This window comes from Mangrovimonas xylaniphaga (assembly GCF_001280435.1).
Taxonomy (GTDB): Bacteria; Bacteroidota; Bacteroidia; order Flavobacteriales; family Flavobacteriaceae; genus Mangrovimonas_A; species Mangrovimonas_A xylaniphaga.
Genome location: NZ_LBIP01000018.1, coordinates 450,069 through 470,725, shown reverse-complemented (window position 1 = coordinate 470,725; position 20,657 = coordinate 450,069). Strand labels below are relative to the sequence as shown.

General features: G+C 35.6%; 17 protein-coding genes. 8 read left to right on the top strand and 9 right to left on the bottom strand.

Annotated features, from left to right (window positions below):
• Window positions 1-148 precede the first annotated feature (148 nt).
• Window positions 149-1,207, bottom strand: a complete 1,059-nt coding sequence (locus ZA06_RS13105) for an acyl-CoA reductase (protein ID WP_053977922.1) — start codon at window positions 1,205-1,207, stop codon at window positions 149-151.
• An 80-nt stretch (window positions 1,208-1,287) separates the two neighbouring features.
• On the opposite strand from ZA06_RS13105, the gene ZA06_RS13100 reads away from it, so the two are divergent.
• From ZA06_RS13100 to ZA06_RS13080, 5 genes are all read left to right on the top strand, one after another.
• Window positions 1,288-1,641, top strand: coding sequence for a 4Fe-4S dicluster domain-containing protein (locus ZA06_RS13100; RefSeq protein ID WP_053977921.1), 354 nt, complete (start codon window positions 1,288-1,290; stop codon window positions 1,639-1,641).
• 141 nt (window positions 1,642-1,782) lie between these two features.
• Window positions 1,783-2,877 carry a redox-regulated ATPase YchF gene (ychF, locus tag ZA06_RS13095; protein ID WP_053977920.1) on the top strand — a complete coding sequence of 365 codons (1,095 nt, stop codon included), beginning with the start codon at window positions 1,783-1,785 and terminating at the stop codon, window positions 2,875-2,877.
• Window positions 2,878-3,023: 146 nt separating this feature from the next.
• Window positions 3,024-4,880 carry a DNA topoisomerase IV subunit B gene (locus ZA06_RS13090; RefSeq protein WP_053977919.1) on the top strand — a complete coding sequence of 619 codons (1,857 nt, stop codon included), beginning with the start codon at window positions 3,024-3,026 and terminating at the stop codon, window positions 4,878-4,880.
• Window positions 4,881-4,887: 7 nt separating this feature from the next.
• Complete coding sequence (locus tag ZA06_RS13085; RefSeq protein WP_053977918.1) at window positions 4,888-5,367, top strand: hypothetical protein; 480 nt, start codon at window positions 4,888-4,890, stop codon at window positions 5,365-5,367.
• 3 nt (window positions 5,368-5,370) lie between these two features.
• A complete protein-coding gene (locus ZA06_RS13080) occupies window positions 5,371-8,022 on the top strand; it encodes a DNA gyrase/topoisomerase IV subunit A (protein WP_053977917.1) in 2,652 nt (883 codons plus the stop codon).
• Window positions 8,023-8,237: 215 nt separating this feature from the next.
• Here the strand turns inward: ZA06_RS13080 and ZA06_RS13075 are convergent, their stop codons facing one another.
• The 3 genes from ZA06_RS13075 to ZA06_RS13065 are packed head-to-tail and all read right to left on the bottom strand — an operon-like array spanning window position 8,238 to window position 9,845.
• The gene (locus ZA06_RS13075; protein ID WP_053977916.1) at window positions 8,238-9,023 is read right to left on the bottom strand and encodes a TerC family protein; all 786 of its coding nucleotides are present in this window, start codon (window positions 9,021-9,023) and stop codon (window positions 8,238-8,240) included.
• 3 nt (window positions 9,024-9,026) lie between these two features.
• On the bottom strand, window positions 9,027-9,413 hold the full coding sequence (locus tag ZA06_RS13070) for a hypothetical protein (protein ID WP_053977915.1): 387 nt from the start codon (window positions 9,411-9,413) through the stop codon (window positions 9,027-9,029).
• 33 nt (window positions 9,414-9,446) lie between these two features.
• Window positions 9,447-9,845, bottom strand: a complete 399-nt coding sequence (locus ZA06_RS13065; RefSeq protein ID WP_053977914.1) for a helix-turn-helix domain-containing protein — start codon at window positions 9,843-9,845, stop codon at window positions 9,447-9,449.
• Between the two features lie 302 nt (window positions 9,846-10,147).
• On the opposite strand from ZA06_RS13065, the gene ZA06_RS13060 reads away from it, so the two are divergent.
• The gene (locus ZA06_RS13060; RefSeq protein WP_053977913.1) at window positions 10,148-11,290 is read left to right on the top strand and encodes a M14 family zinc carboxypeptidase; all 1,143 of its coding nucleotides are present in this window, start codon (window positions 10,148-10,150) and stop codon (window positions 11,288-11,290) included.
• A gap of 73 nt (window positions 11,291-11,363) precedes the next feature.
• The gene (locus tag ZA06_RS13055; RefSeq protein ID WP_053977912.1) at window positions 11,364-11,843 is read left to right on the top strand and encodes an Lrp/AsnC family transcriptional regulator; all 480 of its coding nucleotides are present in this window, start codon (window positions 11,364-11,366) and stop codon (window positions 11,841-11,843) included.
• Between the two features lie 119 nt (window positions 11,844-11,962).
• On the opposite strand, the gene aroB is transcribed toward ZA06_RS13055, so the two are convergent.
• Window positions 11,963-13,039 carry a 3-dehydroquinate synthase gene (gene aroB / locus ZA06_RS13050; RefSeq protein WP_053977911.1) on the bottom strand — a complete coding sequence of 359 codons (1,077 nt, stop codon included), beginning with the start codon at window positions 13,037-13,039 and terminating at the stop codon, window positions 11,963-11,965.
• 93 nt (window positions 13,040-13,132) lie between these two features.
• Between aroB and ZA06_RS13045 the strand changes: the two genes are divergently transcribed.
• Window positions 13,133-14,308, top strand: a complete 1,176-nt coding sequence (locus ZA06_RS13045; RefSeq protein WP_053977910.1) for a proline dehydrogenase family protein — start codon at window positions 13,133-13,135, stop codon at window positions 14,306-14,308.
• 11 nt (window positions 14,309-14,319) lie between these two features.
• On the opposite strand, the gene ZA06_RS13040 is transcribed toward ZA06_RS13045, so the two are convergent.
• From ZA06_RS13040 to ZA06_RS13025, 4 genes are read right to left on the bottom strand one after another with little or no spacing between them, the layout of a single operon-like run.
• Window positions 14,320-16,677 carry a GumC family protein gene (locus tag ZA06_RS13040; protein WP_053977909.1) on the bottom strand — a complete coding sequence of 786 codons (2,358 nt, stop codon included), beginning with the start codon at window positions 16,675-16,677 and terminating at the stop codon, window positions 14,320-14,322.
• 18 nt (window positions 16,678-16,695) lie between these two features.
• Window positions 16,696-17,490 (bottom strand): polysaccharide biosynthesis/export family protein, encoded by a 795-nt coding sequence (locus ZA06_RS13035; protein WP_053977908.1) that lies wholly within the window; start codon window positions 17,488-17,490, stop codon window positions 16,696-16,698.
• Window positions 17,491-17,514: 24 nt separating this feature from the next.
• Window positions 17,515-19,413 (bottom strand): polysaccharide biosynthesis protein, encoded by a 1,899-nt coding sequence (locus ZA06_RS13030; RefSeq protein ID WP_053977907.1) that lies wholly within the window; start codon window positions 19,411-19,413, stop codon window positions 17,515-17,517.
• On the bottom strand, window positions 19,410-20,534 hold the full coding sequence (locus tag ZA06_RS13025; RefSeq protein ID WP_053977906.1) for a DegT/DnrJ/EryC1/StrS family aminotransferase: 1,125 nt from the start codon (window positions 20,532-20,534) through the stop codon (window positions 19,410-19,412). Before ZA06_RS13025 ends, ZA06_RS13030 begins: the two co-directional genes overlap by 4 nt.
• Window positions 20,535-20,657: the final 123 nt, after the last annotated feature.

Below are 20,657 nucleotides of genomic sequence, written 5' to 3'. Positions count from 1 at the left end.
TTAGAATGTGTGATCGACAATGTAGTTTTTATAAGTTGTTTGATAGATTTTTGTCCTAAAAACAGTTTTATTGATTAATTTGTTTGTGTTGACCGCAAAGTTGATAAATTATATTAAAAAAGGCGTTAATAAATTAATAATTTATCAGCTAAATCGTTAGCAAAAATTCAATAGTATCTACGTTATCGGCATAATCCCAAAGTTGCGGGTTTTGAGTTTGTCCGAAAGGGATTTCATTGCCGGTAACATTTTTAGAAACAATACATTGAATGTCTTCTTTGTCGTTTTCTAATTTGTTTTTTAAGTCTTCAATGGAATCATAATATTCGTAAAAAACCGTCGCTATTGGTGAGCTATAATTTGGGTCTTCCTTGATCATCAAAAAGCCGTTTTCCAAAATGTCAAATTCACTCATTAAATACACCGCTTTGTTATAATCGTAGTTGTTGGCGTATTTAGCTTCATTAATAATAGGATTCCAATCATACATAGCTTGAAAGAAGTGATTGAAATCATAGTCTTTAGGAATGAATATTTTGGAAACATTTCTACAGCCCAATCCGTAATATCTGAATATGTCATTGGACAGCTCTTTAAGTTCTTCTTCGGTTTCGTTTCCTGTTAGAACTGCTACGGAATTGCGGTTTTTTCTAATAATGGAAGGTTTGCCCTTGAAGTAGTATTCAAAATAGCGCGCTGTGTTGTCGCTACCGGTGGCAATTACAGCATCAAAATTCTCTAGTTTTTCTTCCGTAAAACTTATTTTTCCTTTGAAACCAGGTTCAACAAATTCTAAATATTTGGCCAAAAAGGGTAGTAGCTGCTTATCGTTGCTGGATTGCTTTACCATAACATCGTGACCAGAAATAAGCACTGAAACAAAGTCATGAAATCCTACCAAAGGAATGTTTCCAGCCATAATAATGGCTACTTTTTTAGGGGATTCATTGTTAAAGTGATACTTTAAGAGCCACTTTTCAATATTGTTTTTTGTCAGCGATTTAGACCATCCATTAAGCGCGTAAACAATATTCTCTTTTGTGAACCAGCCATTGTGTTCATTGGCCAAATTAATTTGATGTTTAAAGCCGTCAAAGAATAGGTCGTTATGAGGAATATGTTCCTTTTTTATAAAATTATCTTGTGCAAACTGACTTAAAAAATCACCTAATTTTACGAATGCATCAATTCTTTGTGGTAAATTCATTCTGTGTTTGGTTATGAATGGTTTTGGCTTTATTTTTGTACAAAGTTAGAAAATTTAAACGCTGAAATAGAAAAAATGCTATGGCAATAATTATAACAGATGAATGCATAAATTGTGGAGCCTGTGAACCGGAATGCCCTAATACAGCTATATATGAAGGTGCCGATGATTGGAGGTACAATGATGGAACCAGTTTGAGTGGGGATGTTATTTTACCAGACGGTAAATCGGTGAATGCTGATGAGGCACAGGAACCATTAAGTGATGAAATATATTATATAGTTCCTGATAAATGTACCGAGTGCAAAGGATTTCATGAAGAACCTCAATGTGCTGCGGTATGTCCGGTGGATTGTTGTGTTCCAGATGACGATCACGTGGAAACAGAAGATGAATTGTTAGGAAAACAACGCTTTATGCACCCTGAAGATTAATTCAGAGGCAATTTTTACAACACATCATTAAATCCTGAGTAAACACTCGGGATTTTTTGTTTAAAACATCGTATAAATGGTTAACTTTGCCACCGCATTTCCACGGCGGTGGAACATAACGTAATGAACTAATACTAAAATATGAAAGCAGGAATTGTAGGATTGCCTAATGTGGGTAAATCAACCTTATTCAATTGTTTGTCCAATGCTAAGGCGCAAAGTGCAAACTTTCCATTTTGTACCATAGAACCTAATGTTGGGGTGGTAAACGTGCCAGATCCTAGATTGCAAAAATTGGAGGAATTAGTAAAGCCTGAGCGCGTATTGCCAGCAACGGTAGAGATTGTGGATATTGCAGGTTTGGTAAAAGGAGCTAGTAAAGGTGAAGGTTTAGGGAATCAATTCTTGGCAAATATTCGTGAAACTGACGCGATTCTTCATGTTTTGCGTTGTTTTGAGAACGACAACATTGTGCACGTAGATGGTAATGTAAACCCGATTAGAGATAAAGAAACCATCGATATGGAGTTGCAGTTGAAAGACTTGGAGACCGTTGATAAAAAGCTGGAAAAAGTTAAGCGAGCTGCTAAAACCGGGAACAAAGAAGCTCAAAAAGAGGAAGCTGTTCTGTTGACTATCAAAAATGGTTTAGAAGCAGGTATTTCTGTAAGAGCTTTGGAGTTTAGCGAGGATGATTACAATGATTTTGTAAAGCCTTCCCAATTCATTACAGACAAGCCAGTAATGTACGTTTGTAATGTAGATGAAGGATCTGCAGTATCTGGAAATGAGTATGTAGAGCAAGTTCGCGAAGCTGTTAAGGATGAAAATGCTGAAGTTTTGGTGTTGGCAGTTGCTACAGAAGCAGATATTAATGAATTAGACGATTATGAAGAGCGTCAAATGTTTTTACAGGATGTTGGCTTGGAGGAGCCAGGGTCTTCAAAATTGATCCGTTCGGCTTACAAATTATTGAACCAACAAACTTATTTCACTGCAGGTGTGAAGGAAGTGAGAGCTTGGACTGTAGATATAGGAGCGACAGCGCCTCAAGCAGCAGGAGTAATCCATACCGATTTTGAAAAAGGTTTCATTAGAGCTGAAGTAATCGGCTATGAAGATTATGTGAACTTCGGTAGTGAAGCAAAAGTAAAAGAAGCTGGAAAAATGCGTGTGGAAGGAAAGAATTATATTGTGAAGGATGGGGACGTTATGCATTTCTTATTTAACGTATAAAACTACTTTTCTTACAAATCTAAAAGCCAATATCCTATGGGATGTTGGCTTTTTTATGTGTAATTTGTATCCGTTTATTTCGGATTTTTGTGCCGAAATATTATATTAGCATCTAACTCAAAAAAATAATTGCATAGGCTTGTTATATGATTGAACAAACCAATTACACCGAAGACAATATTCGCTCACTCGATTGGAAAGAACACATCAGGATGCGTCCTGGGATGTATATCGGGAAGCTTGGTGACGGTTCTTCACCAGATGATGGTATTTATATCCTATTGAAGGAAGTTTTGGACAACTCTATTGATGAGTATGTCATGGGAGCTGGTAAGACCATCGAAATTTCCATTCAGGGAAATAAGGTGATTGTACGTGACTATGGTCGTGGTATTCCTTTAGGGAAGGTTGTGGATGTTGTTTCAAAAATGAACACGGGAGGGAAGTACGATTCCCGAGCCTTTAAAAAATCGGTTGGATTAAATGGGGTTGGTACCAAGGCCGTAAATGCCTTGTCCGTTTATTTCCGGGTAGAGTCTACCAGGGATGGAAAGTCGGCTTCGGCTGAATTCCACCAAGGAAACCTTACCAATCAAGAAATGTTGGAGGATACCTCTAGACGTAAGGGAACCAAAGTGTCCTTTGTACCGGATGATACCATTTTCAAAAACTATAAGTTTAGAAGTGAGTATGTAGAAAAAATGCTCCGTAACTATGTGTATCTCAACCCAGGATTGACCATAGTTTTCAACGGTGAAAAATTCTATAGTGAAAATGGTTTGAAGGATTTATTGGGAGATAACACCAATGAGTCTGATTTGGCATATCCAATCATTCATTTGAGGGGAGATGACATAGAGGTTGCGTTAACTCACAGTAAAACACAATATAGCGAAGAGTACCACTCATTCGTTAACGGACAAAATACAACGCAAGGAGGAACACATTTAGCGGCTTTTAGAGAGGCGTTGGTGAAAACCCTTAGAGAATTCTTCGGAAAAAACTATGATGCCTCCGATGTGAGGAAATCTGTGGTGTCCGCCATTTCCATTAAGGTTATGGAGCCTGTTTTTGAAAGTCAGACTAAAACCAAATTAGGATCTACTGATATGGGAGGGGATTTGCCAACGGTAAGAACCTACGTAAACGACTTTTTAAAAACACATTTAGATAATTATCTTCACAAAAATCCTGAAACTGCGGACAAGATCCAAAGAAAGATCCTTCAAGCAGAACGTGAGCGTAAGGAGCTTTCTGGAATCCGTAAATTGGCGAAGGACAGAGCTAAAAAAGCCAATCTTCACAATAAAAAGTTACGTGATTGCAGGATTCATTTTGGGGATACAAAGAATGAGCGCAATCTAGAAACCACGATATTTATAACTGAGGGGGATTCAGCATCTGGAAGTATCACAAAATCCAGAGATGTGAACACACAGGCGGTATTCAGCTTGAAAGGGAAACCATTAAACTGTTATGGCTTGACCAAAAAGATTGTTTACGAAAACGAAGAGTTCAACCTATTACAGGCGGCTTTAAATATTGAAGAATCACTTGAAGATTTGCGTTATAACAATATTGTAATAGCAACCGATGCCGACGTGGATGGAATGCACATTAGACTGTTGCTGATCACGTTCTTTTTACAATTTTTCCCTGAGGTAATTAAAGAAGGGCACTTATATATTTTACAAACGCCTTTGTTTAGGGTTCGCAATAAAAAGGAAACCATCTATTGTTATTCCGACGAAGAAAGGCATTATGCCATTGATAAATTAAAACCAAAGCCAGAAATCACACGATTTAAGGGGCTTGGTGAAATCTCACCCGATGAGTTCAGGCATTTTATAGGAGAGGACATCCGTTTGGATCCTGTAATGTTGGATAAGGATAAGTCCATTGAAGAGCTTTTGGAGTTTTATATGGGAAAAAATACGCCAACCAGACAAGAATTCATCATTAACAATCTTAAGGTAGAGTTAGACGTACTGGAAGAAAAGTAGGGGATCTATGAGAACCAATAATGCTAAAGTAAAGAATGTTATCATTTCGGTATATTTTATACTGATTGTTTTGGCTATACTTTTAGCTACGGTTTTTAGCGCTTTTTCAGATGTGAGCGATAACCCATTTATCACCTTTACGTTGGTTACTGGAGGTTTTATAGTGCTTTTTTCTATTGTTTACTATATTTCCAGATATTTTGAATATGATAGCGATGGTGTAAAAGTAGTGGTCATTAATAGAGGGTTATTGTTGGCGGACTATTTTAATTACAGGGAGCATAAAGCTGAATTTACTAAAGAACAGTTGGTAAGGTTTCGAATCAACAATTTTATAGTTTACAAATCCTTGGCGCTTTATATAAAAGACAAGCGAGGTAACGTGAATAAGGAAAGCTTTAATATCACTTTGGTATCTCGAAGAAAACGGAAATATATGAAGCAGTCTTTGAGTAAAATGATTAAAATAAATAGAAAATCTAAATAATTAATGACAGAAGATAACGACGATTTGCTAAATAATGAACGAGACGATCAACAGGAAACCATTACCCGTGTTACGGGGATGTACAAAGATTGGTTTCTGGATTATGCCTCGTATGTAATTCTAGAACGGGCCGTGCCTGCCATAGAAGACGGCTTTAAACCCGTACAGCGAAGAATCATGCATTCCATGAAAGATTTGGATGATGGTCGTTATAATAAAGTAGCTAATATTGTTGGGCACACCATGCAGTATCACCCACACGGGGATGCCAGTATTGGAGATGCTATGGTACAAATTGGCCAAAAGGATTTATTGATTGACACTCAAGGAAACTGGGGGAATATTTTAACGGGTGATGGTGCTGCTGCTTCCCGTTATATTGAAGCCCGTTTGTCTAAATTTGCTTTGGATGTAGTCTATAATCCTAAAATTACAGAATGGCAGGCTTCTTATGATGGAAGGAGAAAGGAGCCCATAAACCTTCCGGTAATGTTCCCGTTGTTGCTGGCCCAAGGAGCAGAAGGTATTGCGGTAGGATTGTCTACTAAAATTTTACCACACAACTTTATCGAACTTATCGATGCTTCCGTAAAGCATTTAAATGGGAAACGTTTTACTATTTTTCCAGACTTCCCAACAGCGGGAATTGCTGATGTCACCAATTATAATGATGGTAACCGAGGTGGACGCGTTAGGGTAAGGGCTAAAATTTCTCAATACGATAAAAACACATTGGTTATTACCGAGATACCATTCGGTACCAATACCTCTACTTTAATAGATTCTATTCTAAAAGCCAATGATAAAGGCAAGATTAAAATCAAAAAAATAGAGGATAATACAGCTGCTGAAGTTGAGATTTTGGTGCATTTACCCGCAGGAATTTCTCCGGACAAAACCATTGATGCGCTATATGCATTCACTAATTGTGAAATGTCTGTTTCGCCATTGGGCTGTGTTATTGAAGACAACAAACCACTCTTTATAGGGGTGTCGGAAATGTTGAGACGTTCTACAGATAATACGGTTGAATTGTTGAGACAGGATCTTCAAATCAAGTTGGAAGAATTTGAAGAGCAGTGGCACTTTGCATCTTTGGAACGCATATTTATTGAAAACAGGATTTATCGCGATATTGAGGAAGAAGAAACTTGGGAAGGTGTCATTCAGGCAATTGACAAAGGACTAGAGCCTCATGTGAAGCATTTGAAAAGAGCGGTAACCGAGGAAGATATTGTGCGTTTGACAGAAATACGAATCAAACGTATTTCTAAATTCGATATTGATAAAGCACTTCAAAAAATTGAAGCTCTTGAAGGTCAAATTGCAGAAGTTAAGCATCATCTAGCCAATATTATAGACTATGCGATAGCTTATTTTGAAAGACTTAAAAAAGAGTACGGGCCAGGAAAAGAACGTAAAACCGAAATCCGAGTATTTGATGATGTAGATGCAACAAAAGTGGTGATTAGAAACACGAAGTTGTACGTAAATCGAGCAGAAGGATTTATTGGTACGTCCCTTAGAAAGGACGAATATGTTTGCGATTGTAGTGATATTGATGATATTATCGTGTTCACAGCCGATGGTAAAATGATGATTACCAAGGTGGATTCCAAGACTTTTATAGGGAAGGATATCATCCATGTGGCCGTATTCAAGAAGAAGGATAAGCGCACCATTTATAACATGATGTACCGAGATGGTAAGGGTGGGCCAACCTATGTAAAGCGCTTTAATGTTACAGCCATTACGCGCGACAGGGAATATGACCTTACCAACGGGGCTAAAAATTCTGCAGTGTTATATTTTTCGGCCAATCCAAATGGGGAAGCTGAAGTAGTAACGGTGTTGTTACGTCAAGTGGGCAGTATCAAGAAATTAAAATGGGATTTGGATTTTGCCGAAATCCTGATAAAAGGGCGTGCTTCCAAAGGTAATTTGGTAACCAAATATTCTGTGAAGCGTATCGAACTGAAAGAGAAAGGGGTGTCTACTTTGAAGCCTAGAAAAATTTGGTTTGATGACGCTGTACAACGTTTAAATGTTGATGGAAGAGGCGAGTTGTTAGGGGAATTTAGGGGCGAAGACCGCATCTTGATCATTAATCAAGCAGGTGTAGCAAAAACCATTACTCCTGAATTGACAGCACATTTTGGAAATGATATGGTTGTTATGGAAAAATGGATTCCTAAAAAACCAATTTCCGCCATCTATTACAATGGTGAAAAGGAACTGTATTATGTGAAGCGATTTTTTATAGAAAACGAAAGTAGGGAAGAAAGCTTTATTCCGGACCATCCAAATTCACAACTTGAAATAGTTTCTACCGATTGGAAACCTATGGCTGAAGTGGAATTCACGAAGGAGCGGGGTAAAGATAGGAAAGAGAATCTCTTGGTGAACCTTGAAGAATTTATTGGTGTAAAAGGAATTTCAGCTCTGGGAAATCAGTTGACCAAATACAAAGTCAACCAAATAAGCTTGTTGGATCCTTTGCCTTATGAAGCTCCGGAAGAAGTTCATGCCGATGATTTGGAAGTGGTAGACGAAACTGATGTTACAGAAAAAAATGAAGCTTCCGAAGAAAATGTTTCTCAACAAGACAATTCGGAATTAGAGGATGATGATCAAGGTCAAACTACCTTGTTCTAATTTCTACAACAAATAATTTTTAAAAGGGTCAAATCAAATTTTAGGATTTGACCTTTTTTTGAACGAAAAACCAAGATTTATTTACATCGGTATATTTTGCGTATTCTGCACATCGGTAAGGAAAAAATTAAATACGCAAATTATGAGCAAGTAGGAAAATTTGCTCATTTTGATTTTTTAAGGTGATTTTTATTTGAAGTGAAATTATTTTGGACTTACCTTTTTTTGGAAGTTTTAAAATTCAATAATTCCACGAAAAGTGAAAAGGCAATTGCAAAATATAAATACCCTTTTGGAATAGCACCAATGGTTTGATCAAAAATAGAGGTGTGCGATAAATGCGCCGCTTCGGTGATAAGCATAAAACCGATAAGGATAAGAAATGCCAATCCCAAAACTTGCATACTAGGGTTGTTGTCTATAAATCTTCTTACGGGATTTGCAAAAGCAATCATAATTCCTATGGAAATTACCACCGCAATAATCATCAATATTAAAGCATAATTATGGTTGGGGTGTAGGCCGTTGGTCATTCCAACTGCCGTAAGGATTGAATCCATGGAAAAAATAAAATCAATAATCAATATTTGAACAAGGGCTTGAGCCAGTGATTTTATTTTTTTTGACTTTACGGAGTGTTCATCATGGGTAGGATTCTCAATTTTTTCTCGTATTTCAGAAGTGCTTTTGTAAATTAAAAACAGGCCTCCAGAGAACAAAATTATGGCTTGCCAACTGATGCCAATGTGCAGCCAAGAGGTATCAATGGTGTAAAAAGGATCGTCCAAACCAATTAAAAACGATACAAAAAACAATAATACAATACGCTGAAACATAGCCAAGAGAAGCCCTATAGTAGTTGCTTTTGAGCGTTGCGTTTCAGGGAGTTTGTTAGCAGCTATGGATATGAATACAATGTTGTCAATACCAAGGATGACCTCAAGAAATGTGAGGGTGAGTAGTGCCATAATAGCTTCCCCGGACAACAAAAATTCAAGCATGGACTAATCTACTTTTTTGGCGGTGCCTTTAACGACTCTGTTGGGGCGGTTGCTTTCCTTTACGGCATATTTATATTCAAAGGTATACGTATCTTCGGTAGTACTGATGATTTTCATGTGAATGGCCCTTTTTTCCTGATTGGATTTAGGATTTAAGTTGGTTAAGATGAACTCACAATCATTGATCCATCGTACGGAAGAAGAATCTATTTTTCCATCAAAATAATCAATGCTGTAAGCTTCGGTACGCACAAATTTCCCAGTTTTCTCAACACCATCTTCTAGGTAATTAAATTGAAAAGTACCTGTTTTATAGTCGGCGCAATTGCGATCTATATTAAAGCAGCTGGTCAATATCAAACATCCAAAAAGGGCAAAAATTATCTTCATCGTTATAGTTTGAAGCAAAATTAAGAAAGAATTTTATTCTTTTTGGTATTCTTTAAAAGTTCCATCAGTGTAAAAAATGACAATGCGTTCAATAGCCTTGTCAAGTGGTTTTTCTAGGGGGGAAGGGGAGAGTTTTGGAGCTTGTTTTAGGGGCGCTTCACGCTCAACAATAGGAAGGGACGTTTGCGTAGAAAAGAGTTCGCTACCAGCAGGAAAAGTTCCTTTTCCATTCAATAGCCAATACAATTCTACTTCAGGAAAAGCCTGAAGTATTTTAAGAACAAAGTCCAAACTAGGCTTGTTTCTTCCTGAGAGGATATGGGAGATACTAGAGCGTTGTACTCCCATCTTTTCAGCAAAGGAAGAGGCGCTTTCACTATAGTAATCCATCACTTTTTGTAGTCGTTTAACAAAGTCATCGTTGTTTATCATTGTAAACAAGGTGTTAGTTGAGTTGCTGTTACAAATGTAAAACAATATTGGTTACATTGGTAAAATATCTGAAAAATAGTTCTATATTATATTAATTTTGGCTTTAAGTAACCATTATTAAATAACTAGAAAACAAGCATTTAAGTTATATTCGATATGTGTGTTGAATTATTCGCAATACCGACTAATAAACAGCTTTTTAACTGTGATTAATGTGTTACAAACGTATACCAACTACCTCAATTTTATTGTTTACAGTTGTAAATATCTCTTTGTTTACCTTTGTAACTTAAAATTTCACAATGACTATAGACAGCCTATCTCGATACTATGATTTGATTCGCGAAAAATCACTTCAGCATAGATACATCACCAATACTTCAATAGAACCCTTGCTTAAACAACTGCCTTCACTTTTTAAGGTGGATGTTATCGGTACTTCTGTTAAAAGACAAAACATATATTCCATAACATTTGGTAATGGGCCTAAAAAACTTCTTTTATGGTCTCAAATGCACGGAAACGAGAGTACGACCACTAAGGCTCTTTTTGATGTATTTAACTTCTTTAAACAGCCTTCAGAAATTAGTAAGCAGCTACTGGAGAATTGTACATATAAAGTAATTGCTATTCTAAGTCCGGACGGAGCTGAAGCCTACACAAGGGTAAATGCAAACGAAGTAGATCTTAACAGGGATGCCCAAAACCTTACACAACCAGAAAGTAAGGTGCTTAAAAACTGTTTTGAAGTGTTTCAACCGGATTATTGCTATAATTTGCATGGACAACGTACCATATTTAGTGCAGGAGCTAGCGATAATTCTGCCATAGTATCTTTTTTATCGCCATCTCAGGATGAGGAACGCTCATTAACACCTAATAGAAAGGTCGCTATGGAGATTATAGCTGAGATGAACAAACACTTACAAACCGTTATCCCAAATCAAGTGGGGATATATGACGATAGTTTTAATATTAACTGTGTAGGGGATACGTTTCAGCATTTGGGAGTGCCTACCATATTATTTGAGGCAGGTCACTATCCTGATGATTATGCAAGAGAGGAGACCAGAAAGCTTATTTACTATGCTTTAATGCTGTCTTTTCAGTATATCGCTAATAATGATATAAAAGGTGATAATTATGAGCCATATTTTACGATTCCGGAAAATCAAAAACTCTTTCATGACATCATTATAAGAGATGCTTTAGTGAATGGGAAAATTTGTGATGTTTGTGTGCAGTATGAAGAGCGGCTCGAAGGATTAAGTGTTAAATTTACACCTAAAATTGAGCGCTTTTCGAAACAAGCGGAATTGTATGCTCATAAAGCTTATAACGCCAACAAACAGAGGGTGTTAACTACTGAAAATACAGAGCTTCAGGAGGGTAGCGAAATCGATTTCGTTTTCATTGAAAATCATAAAATATCATTAATAATGTAAAAAAAATGTGATATACTGTATTATCTTCAAAGAAAATCTATTATTTTTGTTTTAAATTTAACAGAACTTAAATATGGCTAAATTCAAATTAGACGAAATCGATCACCAAATTTTGGATATGTTGATCGATAATACTAGGATTCCCTTTACAGACATTGCAAAAAAATTGGTTATTTCCGCAGGAACTGTTCACGTGAGAGTTAAAAAAATGGAGGAAGCAGGGATTATCCAAGGGTCTTCATTAACATTGGATTACAAAAAGCTGGGATACTCCTTTATTGCATATGTTGGGGTTTTCCTTCAAAACACCTCACAAACAAAATTTGTTTTGGAGCGTATCAACCAAATTCCATATGTAACTGTAGCGCATATTACAACTGGTAAGTTTAATATTTTCTGTAAAATTAGAGCTAAAAATACAGACCATGCCAAGGATGTTATTTTTATGCTGGATGATATAGATGGTGTTTACAGAACAGAAACGATGATTTCTTTGGAAGAAAGTATCAACGACAAAAAGCGTTTAATGCATACAATCTTTAATGAATTGTAACAGATTAATAACGTTACGTTTTTCAAAAAGGGCTATTAATGTAATAGTCCTTTTTTTATAGAATAAAGAAGTAATATTCTGGGTAATGAAAATTATCACTGTGAAATCATAAAGGCTCTTTACTTATAACAACTTTTATAATATTCGAAAGCTTTTAAGATGAGTTGATTATCAACAACACAATCAATTTTAGGTATGCCTATAGTTTCTAAAAGCACAAAGTTGATATTGCCGTGCTCATTCTTTTTGTCGTATTTTAAAAGCTCTATAATACTTTCAAAATCGGCTTCTTCAATCTCTACATATTCATAGATTTTACTAATTACGTTTTGAATTTCTTCTAGATCTTTTTTGGACAATCCTGTAAGTTCAGATGAAATATAACATTCCAAAATCATCCCAACTGCAACCGCTTCACCGTGTAGTAATTCAGGTTTTTCAGGATGGTTCAAGAAATACGATTCAATGGAATGGCCTAACGTGTGCCCGAAATTTAAAGTTTTTCGCACATTGTTTTCAAAGGGATCCTTTTCTACAATATCGTTTTTAATAAGAACCGATTCGTAAATTAAATCGTCTAGGTCGTGCAATGTTAGATGGGCAAGATCTTTCATTTTATTCCAATAGGCCCTGTTATAAATAAGCCCATGTTTCAACATTTCTGCCAAACCAGATTTTAGTTGGTTTTGGGGAAGTGTATTGATAAAGGAAGTGTCTATCAGCACCATTTCACCCGAACTAATTACTCCAATCTGATTTTTTAAGGCCCCAAGGTCTACTCCTGTTTTACCTCCAACAGAAGCATCTACCATGGCCAAAAGGGTAGTGGGGATATTAATGTACTTAATCCCTCTTTTAAAAGTGCACGCCACAAAACCTCCCAAATCTGTTACAACACCGCCACCAAGATTTAGTAGTAAACTTTTTCTATCAGCCCCCAATTCCGAAAGCACGTTCCAAACTCCAGAACAGGTTTCAATGGTTTTGTGTTGTTCTCCAGGTTCAATTTCAATAATCTCAATTTCTACATCTGTTTCAACTTTTGGTAAGAACTGAGAGAGGCACAATCCGTGGGTATTTGAATCTACCAGTACAAAAATTTTCGAGAACCTATTTTTCGATAAATAATGATTTAATTCTGTATAAGCTTCGTCATTAAAGTGAACTTTGGAAGATGTTGATATAATGGATTTCATTGTGCAAAAAAAGTTAATAATATAGTGTGAAAATAAGCAGTTTTTAGGATAAAATTAGGGGATGAATAAATATATTTGCATTATTTTTTTCAAATGACAACAAAACAATTATTTGACAACACAAAAGTTGCTTTTGAGTTAAAAAGTGACTCTGAATTAGAACGTGCCTATTTTTTGTTTAAAATGATTTCCCATGAGCCTTTGGTGAGGATCGGAACTGCGGCAACTAACTTCGCTTTGAAGGCGCATTTACCGGTTGAAGGATTGATAAGGGCAACTGTTTTTGATCATTTTTGTGGAGGTGTAAATGAAGAAGATTGTTTGAATGTCATTGACAAGATGTATAGCAAAGGAGTGTGCTCTGTTTTGGATTTTTCTGTGGAAGGAAAAGAAACCGAAGCCCATTTCGACGGAGCTATGGAAACCACTTTGAAAATCATCCGCTTTGCAGATGAAAGGAAGGCAATGCCAATTGCTGTTTTTAAACCAACAGGATTTGGAAGATTTCATTTATATGAAAAACTGGGAGAAGGAAAAACACTTACGGATTCTGAACAAAAGGAGTGGGACCGTGTTGTAGAACGTTTTGATACCGTATGTAAACTGGCGAAAGAAAGAGATGTTGAGATTTTGATAGATGCAGAAGAAAGCTGGATGCAAAATGCAGCAGATGCCTTGGTTGAAGAAATGATGCGTCGTTACAATACAGAAAAACCTATAGTTTACAATACGCTTCAGACTTACCGATGGGATCGCTTAGACTACCTCAAATCATTACATGGTCATGCCCAAAAAGATGGATTTAAAATTGGTGTAAAGATTGTAAGAGGAGCCTATATGGAAAAGGAGCGAGAGAGAGCAGAAGATAAAGGGTATCCATCACCAATTTGTGAAACCAAGGAGTTGACAGATAAAACCTTTAATGACACATTGACTTATTGTCTGGAAAATTTAAATGACATCGCTGTGTTTATTGGAACCCATAATGAATATAGTTGCTACTTAGCTATGGATCTTATGGACCAGTATAAGATTGAAAGAGATGACAATCGTGTATGGTTTGGACAACTTTACGGAATGAGTGATCACATTAGCTTCAATCTTGCCAAAGAAGGTTATAACGTTGCTAAATACGTGCCATTTGGTCCTGTTAAAGATGTTATGCCATATTTAATCAGGAGGGCAGAGGAGAACACTTCTGTAGCAGGGCAAACCACTAGGGAGCTCAATTTGTTATCAAAAGAGCGTTCAAGAAGAAAATTAGAGTAGTTTATAAAGAATTATTTCTTGAAATTATACCATTTCTTTTTATTTGGATTTTTCCCGTAGCCATAACCATAGCCGTAACCTTTTTTGGAAGTGGTGCCATTTAATACAGCTGTCATATTTGGCAACCTATTTTCTTGATATAATGTTTCAGCAATGTGAAGTTGTCTTCGGTCAACATTATTTGCACTTACGACAAAAAGGAATAAGTCTGCAAACTCACTAATGAGCTGAACATCAGTAACTAATCCAACTGCAGCTGTGTCAACTACAATGTAGTCATAATTCTTTTTGACTTCCTTGAATAGCTGTTCAATACGTTGATTCATTAACAATTCCGCGGGGTTAGGAGGGATAGTTCCTGACGGAATTATAAATAAGTTTTCGTTTGATTTTACAGGAGTAATTACGTCTTGCAATGTTAAATTTTCGTCACTAATAAAATCTGTTAAGCCTTGTTTGGAATTAATGTTAAGGTAGTCATACATCTTTGGAACACGAATGTCTGTTTCGATAATGAGTACTTTTTTATTAGAATAGGATAGGGTTAAAGCTAAATTCACAGAGGTATGAGATTTGCCTTCTTGACTTGTAGTCGAAGTTACAAAAATAGTTTTCCCTTTTTCTTTTTTGTTTTTAAGTAAGAAGTTAATATTTGTTCTCAATATTCTGAATGACTCTGCTTTTGGGGAGTAATCAACTTTTTTAATTAATTTATTGGTTGATCCCAGGGATTTTGGGATATCACCAATGTATGGAATGCTTAAAAAACGTTGGAGTTCATTCTTATTGTGAATTTTTGTATCCAATAAATCTTTGGTATATATATAGCTGATAGGAAGCACTAAGCCTAAAATAAAGAATCCTAAATAGGTGATTAGTGGGTTTGGAGCCACTGGTTTGTAAGAGGAATAAGCTTTATCTATTGTTTTAGCCTTAGGGGAATACATGCCAAATCTTATTGCAGATTCTTCCCTTTTCTGTAGCAAATAGAGATATAAAGATTCTTTAATGTCTTGTTGACGTTTTATGTCTCTGAATTCTCGTTGTTTTGTTGGGGCCTGGTAAAGTTGACCCCGAATTCTGGATTCTTCCTCATTTAAACTTTTTAAAGTTAACATGCTAGTTTCCTTCATATTGTCTAATGACTTTTGAAGGTTTAGCTTTAATGCTGCAATTTGATTATTTAAATTAATAACTACTGGATTCTTCTCGCTTGAATTGTTTAAGATTCTATCTCGTTGCGCTACTAATTCGTTATGGTTTTTTGTAATAAGTGCAATATTTGAATCTTCAATACCGATATTTAAAGGTAAAAGATCAGAATTTCGATTTTTATCTTTAAGTTCATCCTGAAGATAGGTTATTAACTGTATTTTATTAGTTGTATTTAAAATTTCTGCACCTGTCTGTTTTTCGCTGTTTAAGAAAATATCGGCCTGAGAATTTAGGGCGGTAAGTTCCTTTTCTTTTTGGAGTTGTTCTGCGGTGAAATCGACAACTTCTAATTCTTGGGCAACAGATTCAAGTCTTTTGGTAATGAAATCAGCGGAAATCTTAACCATTTCTTCCTTATCAGAAAGAACATCCAGATTATATTCCGTGATAAGTTCGTTTAGTACATCAATAGCCTTTTGAGGAACAGTTTCCAATAGTTCCAATTTGATAACACTAGACCCAGTTTCTGTGGATATTTGAATATTGTTTTTGTAAAGGTCGGCAATGGTGCTTACAGGTTTTATAGCTATTTTTAGATAGCTGTCTATTTTTGTTTTATTGGGTTCGATATTGGGAACTATGACTAAGTCTCCAAATCCAGTTTTTATTCGATCCCCAAAAGCTAAAACTTCATCTTCTGTTTCGTCTGAACCAACAAAGGGCCTCCCTTCGTCCTTTAAAAGCAGGTATTCTGTTGGAGATTTAATTTTTATGTATAATGTAGTATCAATACTATTTATAACAGAATCATGCTCAAAAAAATTAATTTTGATTGGGGGTGTGGGATATAATTCTTTTTCTTTTATTGTACCCTCTTCAAAATAGCGAATATTTAAATCAAGATTTTTAACAACATTTTCAATTAAAGAAATGGATTTTAGAATTTCTATTTCATCTGTTATTTTATTTGTTCCTTCTGCAAATAATCCCTTGTTGGATATTTCTTCAATGCTGGGTAATTTTGTTGATTGATCTTCATCCTTAATTTTAATTGTGGCGTTTGCTTTATATTTAAAGGTGGAATAGCGTAAATATGTATAGCCCATAAGAATAGAAAACAGTAATGAAAGGATTATTAATTTCCAATGAGACGTGAAAATTTCCACATATTCTCTTAAATCATTACTAGAGCTAGATCTTATTTCAGTTTTCATGGGAGATTGGTATAGCTTTTATTTTACTACAAATATCGCTGTAATTGTGGCTAGAGTTGAGATAGCTGAAATGATTACAGCTGTATTGGGGTTGTACGTTGAGGCGTTTCTCCTTGCTCGATTGGGTTCCACAATTAATACGTCATTTTGTGCCATATAATATAATTGGGAATTAACCAGATTAACAGAGGTTAGATCTAGTCTAGCAAATCTTTTTTCTCCTCCATTTTCTCTAATCAAAAAAATATTGGTTCTTTTTCCATTATTTGTAAGGTCACCTGCGAGTCCTAAAGCTTCACTAACTGAAATTCTTTCATCTTGAATGGTAAATGTTCCTGGGTTTTTCACTTCTCCTAAAACAGTTATAGTAAAGTTCGCCAATCTAATGTTGACAATAGGATCCTTAATATATTCTGAAAGTTTTTTCTTTAGATGAGAAGTAGCTTGAGTTCTGGTAAGCCCACCAAGTTTAACAGTACCGAGTACAGGAAATTCAATATTCCCATTGGAATCAATAAGGTAAGTTTGCATTTTTAATTCCCCCCTAGCATCTATTACCGATGTGGAGTAGGAGGTAACAGGTAGGTTGAATGGTCTTGCAGCATCGGGATCCAAAGCAGAAACATCAATCGTTAAGAGGTCATCAGTGCTGTAAACCAAATCAGTATTAACAAGGCTTATGTCCTTTTTTTGTAACGGTTCGTCCTGAAAATAAACAAAATCTTTTCTACTTGCGCATGAAACAACAATGGATGAGGCAATAAGAAGTGTTTTAATTTTGTTGGTTTGAAAATTGAATATTGTTATGTTCATAAGCAAAAAATAGGGACTTTAAGATTATTTTTTTATATCCAACACTTCAAATTTGGAATTGTTAGAAAGATATTCAGGAATAATTTCTTTTATATGAGAAACAATTTCCAAATTATGAATTTTGGCATAAATGTTACATAAGATAACAATTTTTTCGACAACATCTTGATTTTCTATTGGTTTATTAAGGGCTATCATTATTTTTTCATGGTAGGTAGGTCTTGTTTTTTCATCATCAGCAAGAAGTTCTTCGTATATTTTTTCTCCTGGTCTTAGGCCGGTAATTTTTATATTGATATCCTCAGGGTAGCGAAGCCCTGATAAAGCAATCATATTTTTTGCCAATTCAAATATTTTTACAGATGATCCCATGTCAAAAACAAAAATTTCACCTCCATTCCCCATGGTTGCAGCTTCCAATACCAAATGACAGGCCTCGGAAATAGTCATGAAGTATCTAGTGATTTCCTTGTGGGTTACTGTTAATGGTCCACCTTCTTCGATTTGTTTCTTAAATAAAGGAATTACGGAGCCGTTAGAGCCTAGTACGTTTCCAAAACGAGTAGTAATGAACTTGGTGTTACCTGCCCCATTTTGTAAGCAGTTGATATATAATTCGGCTACACGCTTAGTCGCTCCCATTACATTTGTAGGGTTCACTGCTTTGTCTGTTGAGATTAAAACAAATTTAGATACAGCATGTTTAACTGCAAGGTTAGCGATATTTTTTGTGCCAACGATGTTCACGCCTACAGCTTCATAAGGATTGTTTTCCATTAAGGGGACATGCTTGTAGGCAGCGGCATGAAAAATAATTTTAGGCTTCGTTTGGTCCATTATCTGGTCCATTCTGCTTTCATCTCTCACATCCGCTACAATGGCTGTAAAATTTGAATTTCCTTTTCTAAGGAGTTCCTGCTGTATTTCATAAAGTGCCGATTCAGCAATGTCAACCAATATTAGTTTTTTGTAGTCATATTGAGTGATTTTCCTCGCAATTTCGCTTCCAATAGAGCCGGCAGCACCTGTAATCATTATGATTTCACCATTATACTGGGCTTCCAATCTTGGATTTATAATGGAAATGGGTTCACGCCCTAGAAGATCTTCAATTTTAATATCCTTTATTTGACCAGGGCTTAAATCTCCATCAATCCATTGTTGTACTGGGGGCACAATTTTCACCTTTAACTTCAATTCCAGCAAGTGGCCAGTAATATTCATGAGTCGTGTAGGGTCAATATTCTGAATAGAAACAATTACCTCATGTACTTTGTTCTTTGAAATAAACTCTGAAGTTATTTTTCTTAAAGGGTATACATTGAGAAGATCAATCTTTTTACCTATTTTACTTTCATTGTCATCAATGAATCCAATAACATTATGATTTGTTTTAGGGTCATTTGTTAAGGCGTCATAGGTAATCATTCCTGAGCTTCCGGCCCCATAAATCAATATGTTGGTAATAGGCTTTAAATCTTGGATAATACTATTATAAGTAGATTTCACGGTTAGTTTCGCACCTATTAAAAATAGAATATTTAGAAGCAAGTGAATATATATAATAGCCCCAGAGATATTAAACAGGCTGTCTTCAGTATCATATTTTCGGCTAATAAAGGTGCAACAAATGAGTATGGTTGCTAGAATATTTGCACCTATAATTAGATTAATAATATCTTTAAAACCAGTAAATCTTACAACACCTTTGTAAGAGCCAACAGCCACAAAACTGATACACGCAGCTAGAGCTACGAAAGGAACCTGTTTCAGAAATAATAAAAAATTGAAATCAAGTTTTAAATTGAATCGAATAAGGTAGGCTAAAAAAAAGGTGAAAATAACTACTACTAAATCAAATAGAAGCACTAGCCATTTAGAAGCATATTTTTTAGATATATTATTTAGAAAACCTTTCATCATACTGCAAAATACATTTTTATTACGGAATAAACTCTATTCAGCTCGTTTTCAGTAAGATTTGATCCACTAGGCAAACACAATCCTCTGTTAAACAAATCATCGGAAACACCATTCAAATAAGTGTTATTATTCTTAAATACTGGCTGTTGGTGCATTGGCTTCCAAAGAGGCCTTGATTCAATATTTTGCTCAGATAAAAGCAATCTGAGCTCTTCTTTAATTTTCGAAGAAGGTAGGAGTATGCATGATAGCCATCTGTTGGAAAACATATTTTCAGGTTCCTTTAAAAATTCAATTGATTCAATAGTCCCTAAAGTTTCTCTATAAAAGTTAAAATTTGCTCTTCGTTTTGAGATATGATTTTCTAATATAGTCATTTGTCCCCGGCCAATTCCCGCAACAATATTGGACATTCTGTAATTATAACCTATTTGGGAATGCAAATAGGCTGGGGAATCATCCTTAGCCTGTGTAGCGAGAAATATCGCTTTATCCCTGATGGATTTATCGGTCGTAACCAAAGCACCACCTCCAGATGTTGTAATTATTTTGTTGCCATTAAAGGATAAGACTCCAATATTACCAAAGGTACCGCAGTGCTGTTCCTTAAATTTGCTTCCCAAGGCTTCTGCACTATCTTCAATAATTGGAATATTATACTTGTTTGATAAAGATTTAATTTCTTCAACTTTATAGGGCATTCCATAAAGATGCACTGCTATAATCGCTTTTGGCTTTTTGCCTTTTGAAATTCGATCTTCTATGGCAATTTCCAATTGTTCAGGACAAATATTCCAAGTATCTCGTTCACTATCCACAAAAATTGGAGTAGCACCCTGATAGATAATTGGGTTGGCGGAAGCTGCAAATGTCATACTTTGACAGATGACTTCATCACCATGGGTAATACCGAGTAAAATTAGGCTTAAGTGCAGAGCTGAAGTTCCAGAGGCCAATGCTGCCACATGAACATTTTGCTTAAGATAGGTTTTTAAGTCACTTTCAAAGCCTATAACATTTGGGCCTAATGGAGCAATCCAATTTTCTTCAAAAGCTTTTTGAATGAATAATTGTTCTTTACCACTCATATGTGGAGAAGATAACCATATTTTTGAATTCATCGGTAAATTTTGAAAGGTAATCAAATGTCGCAATCTTTATGTGATTGAGACAAAAATTAAAACATTATAATAGCTGGATAAATTTATGTAAATATTTGCATTAATTGAAATATAATCAGATTA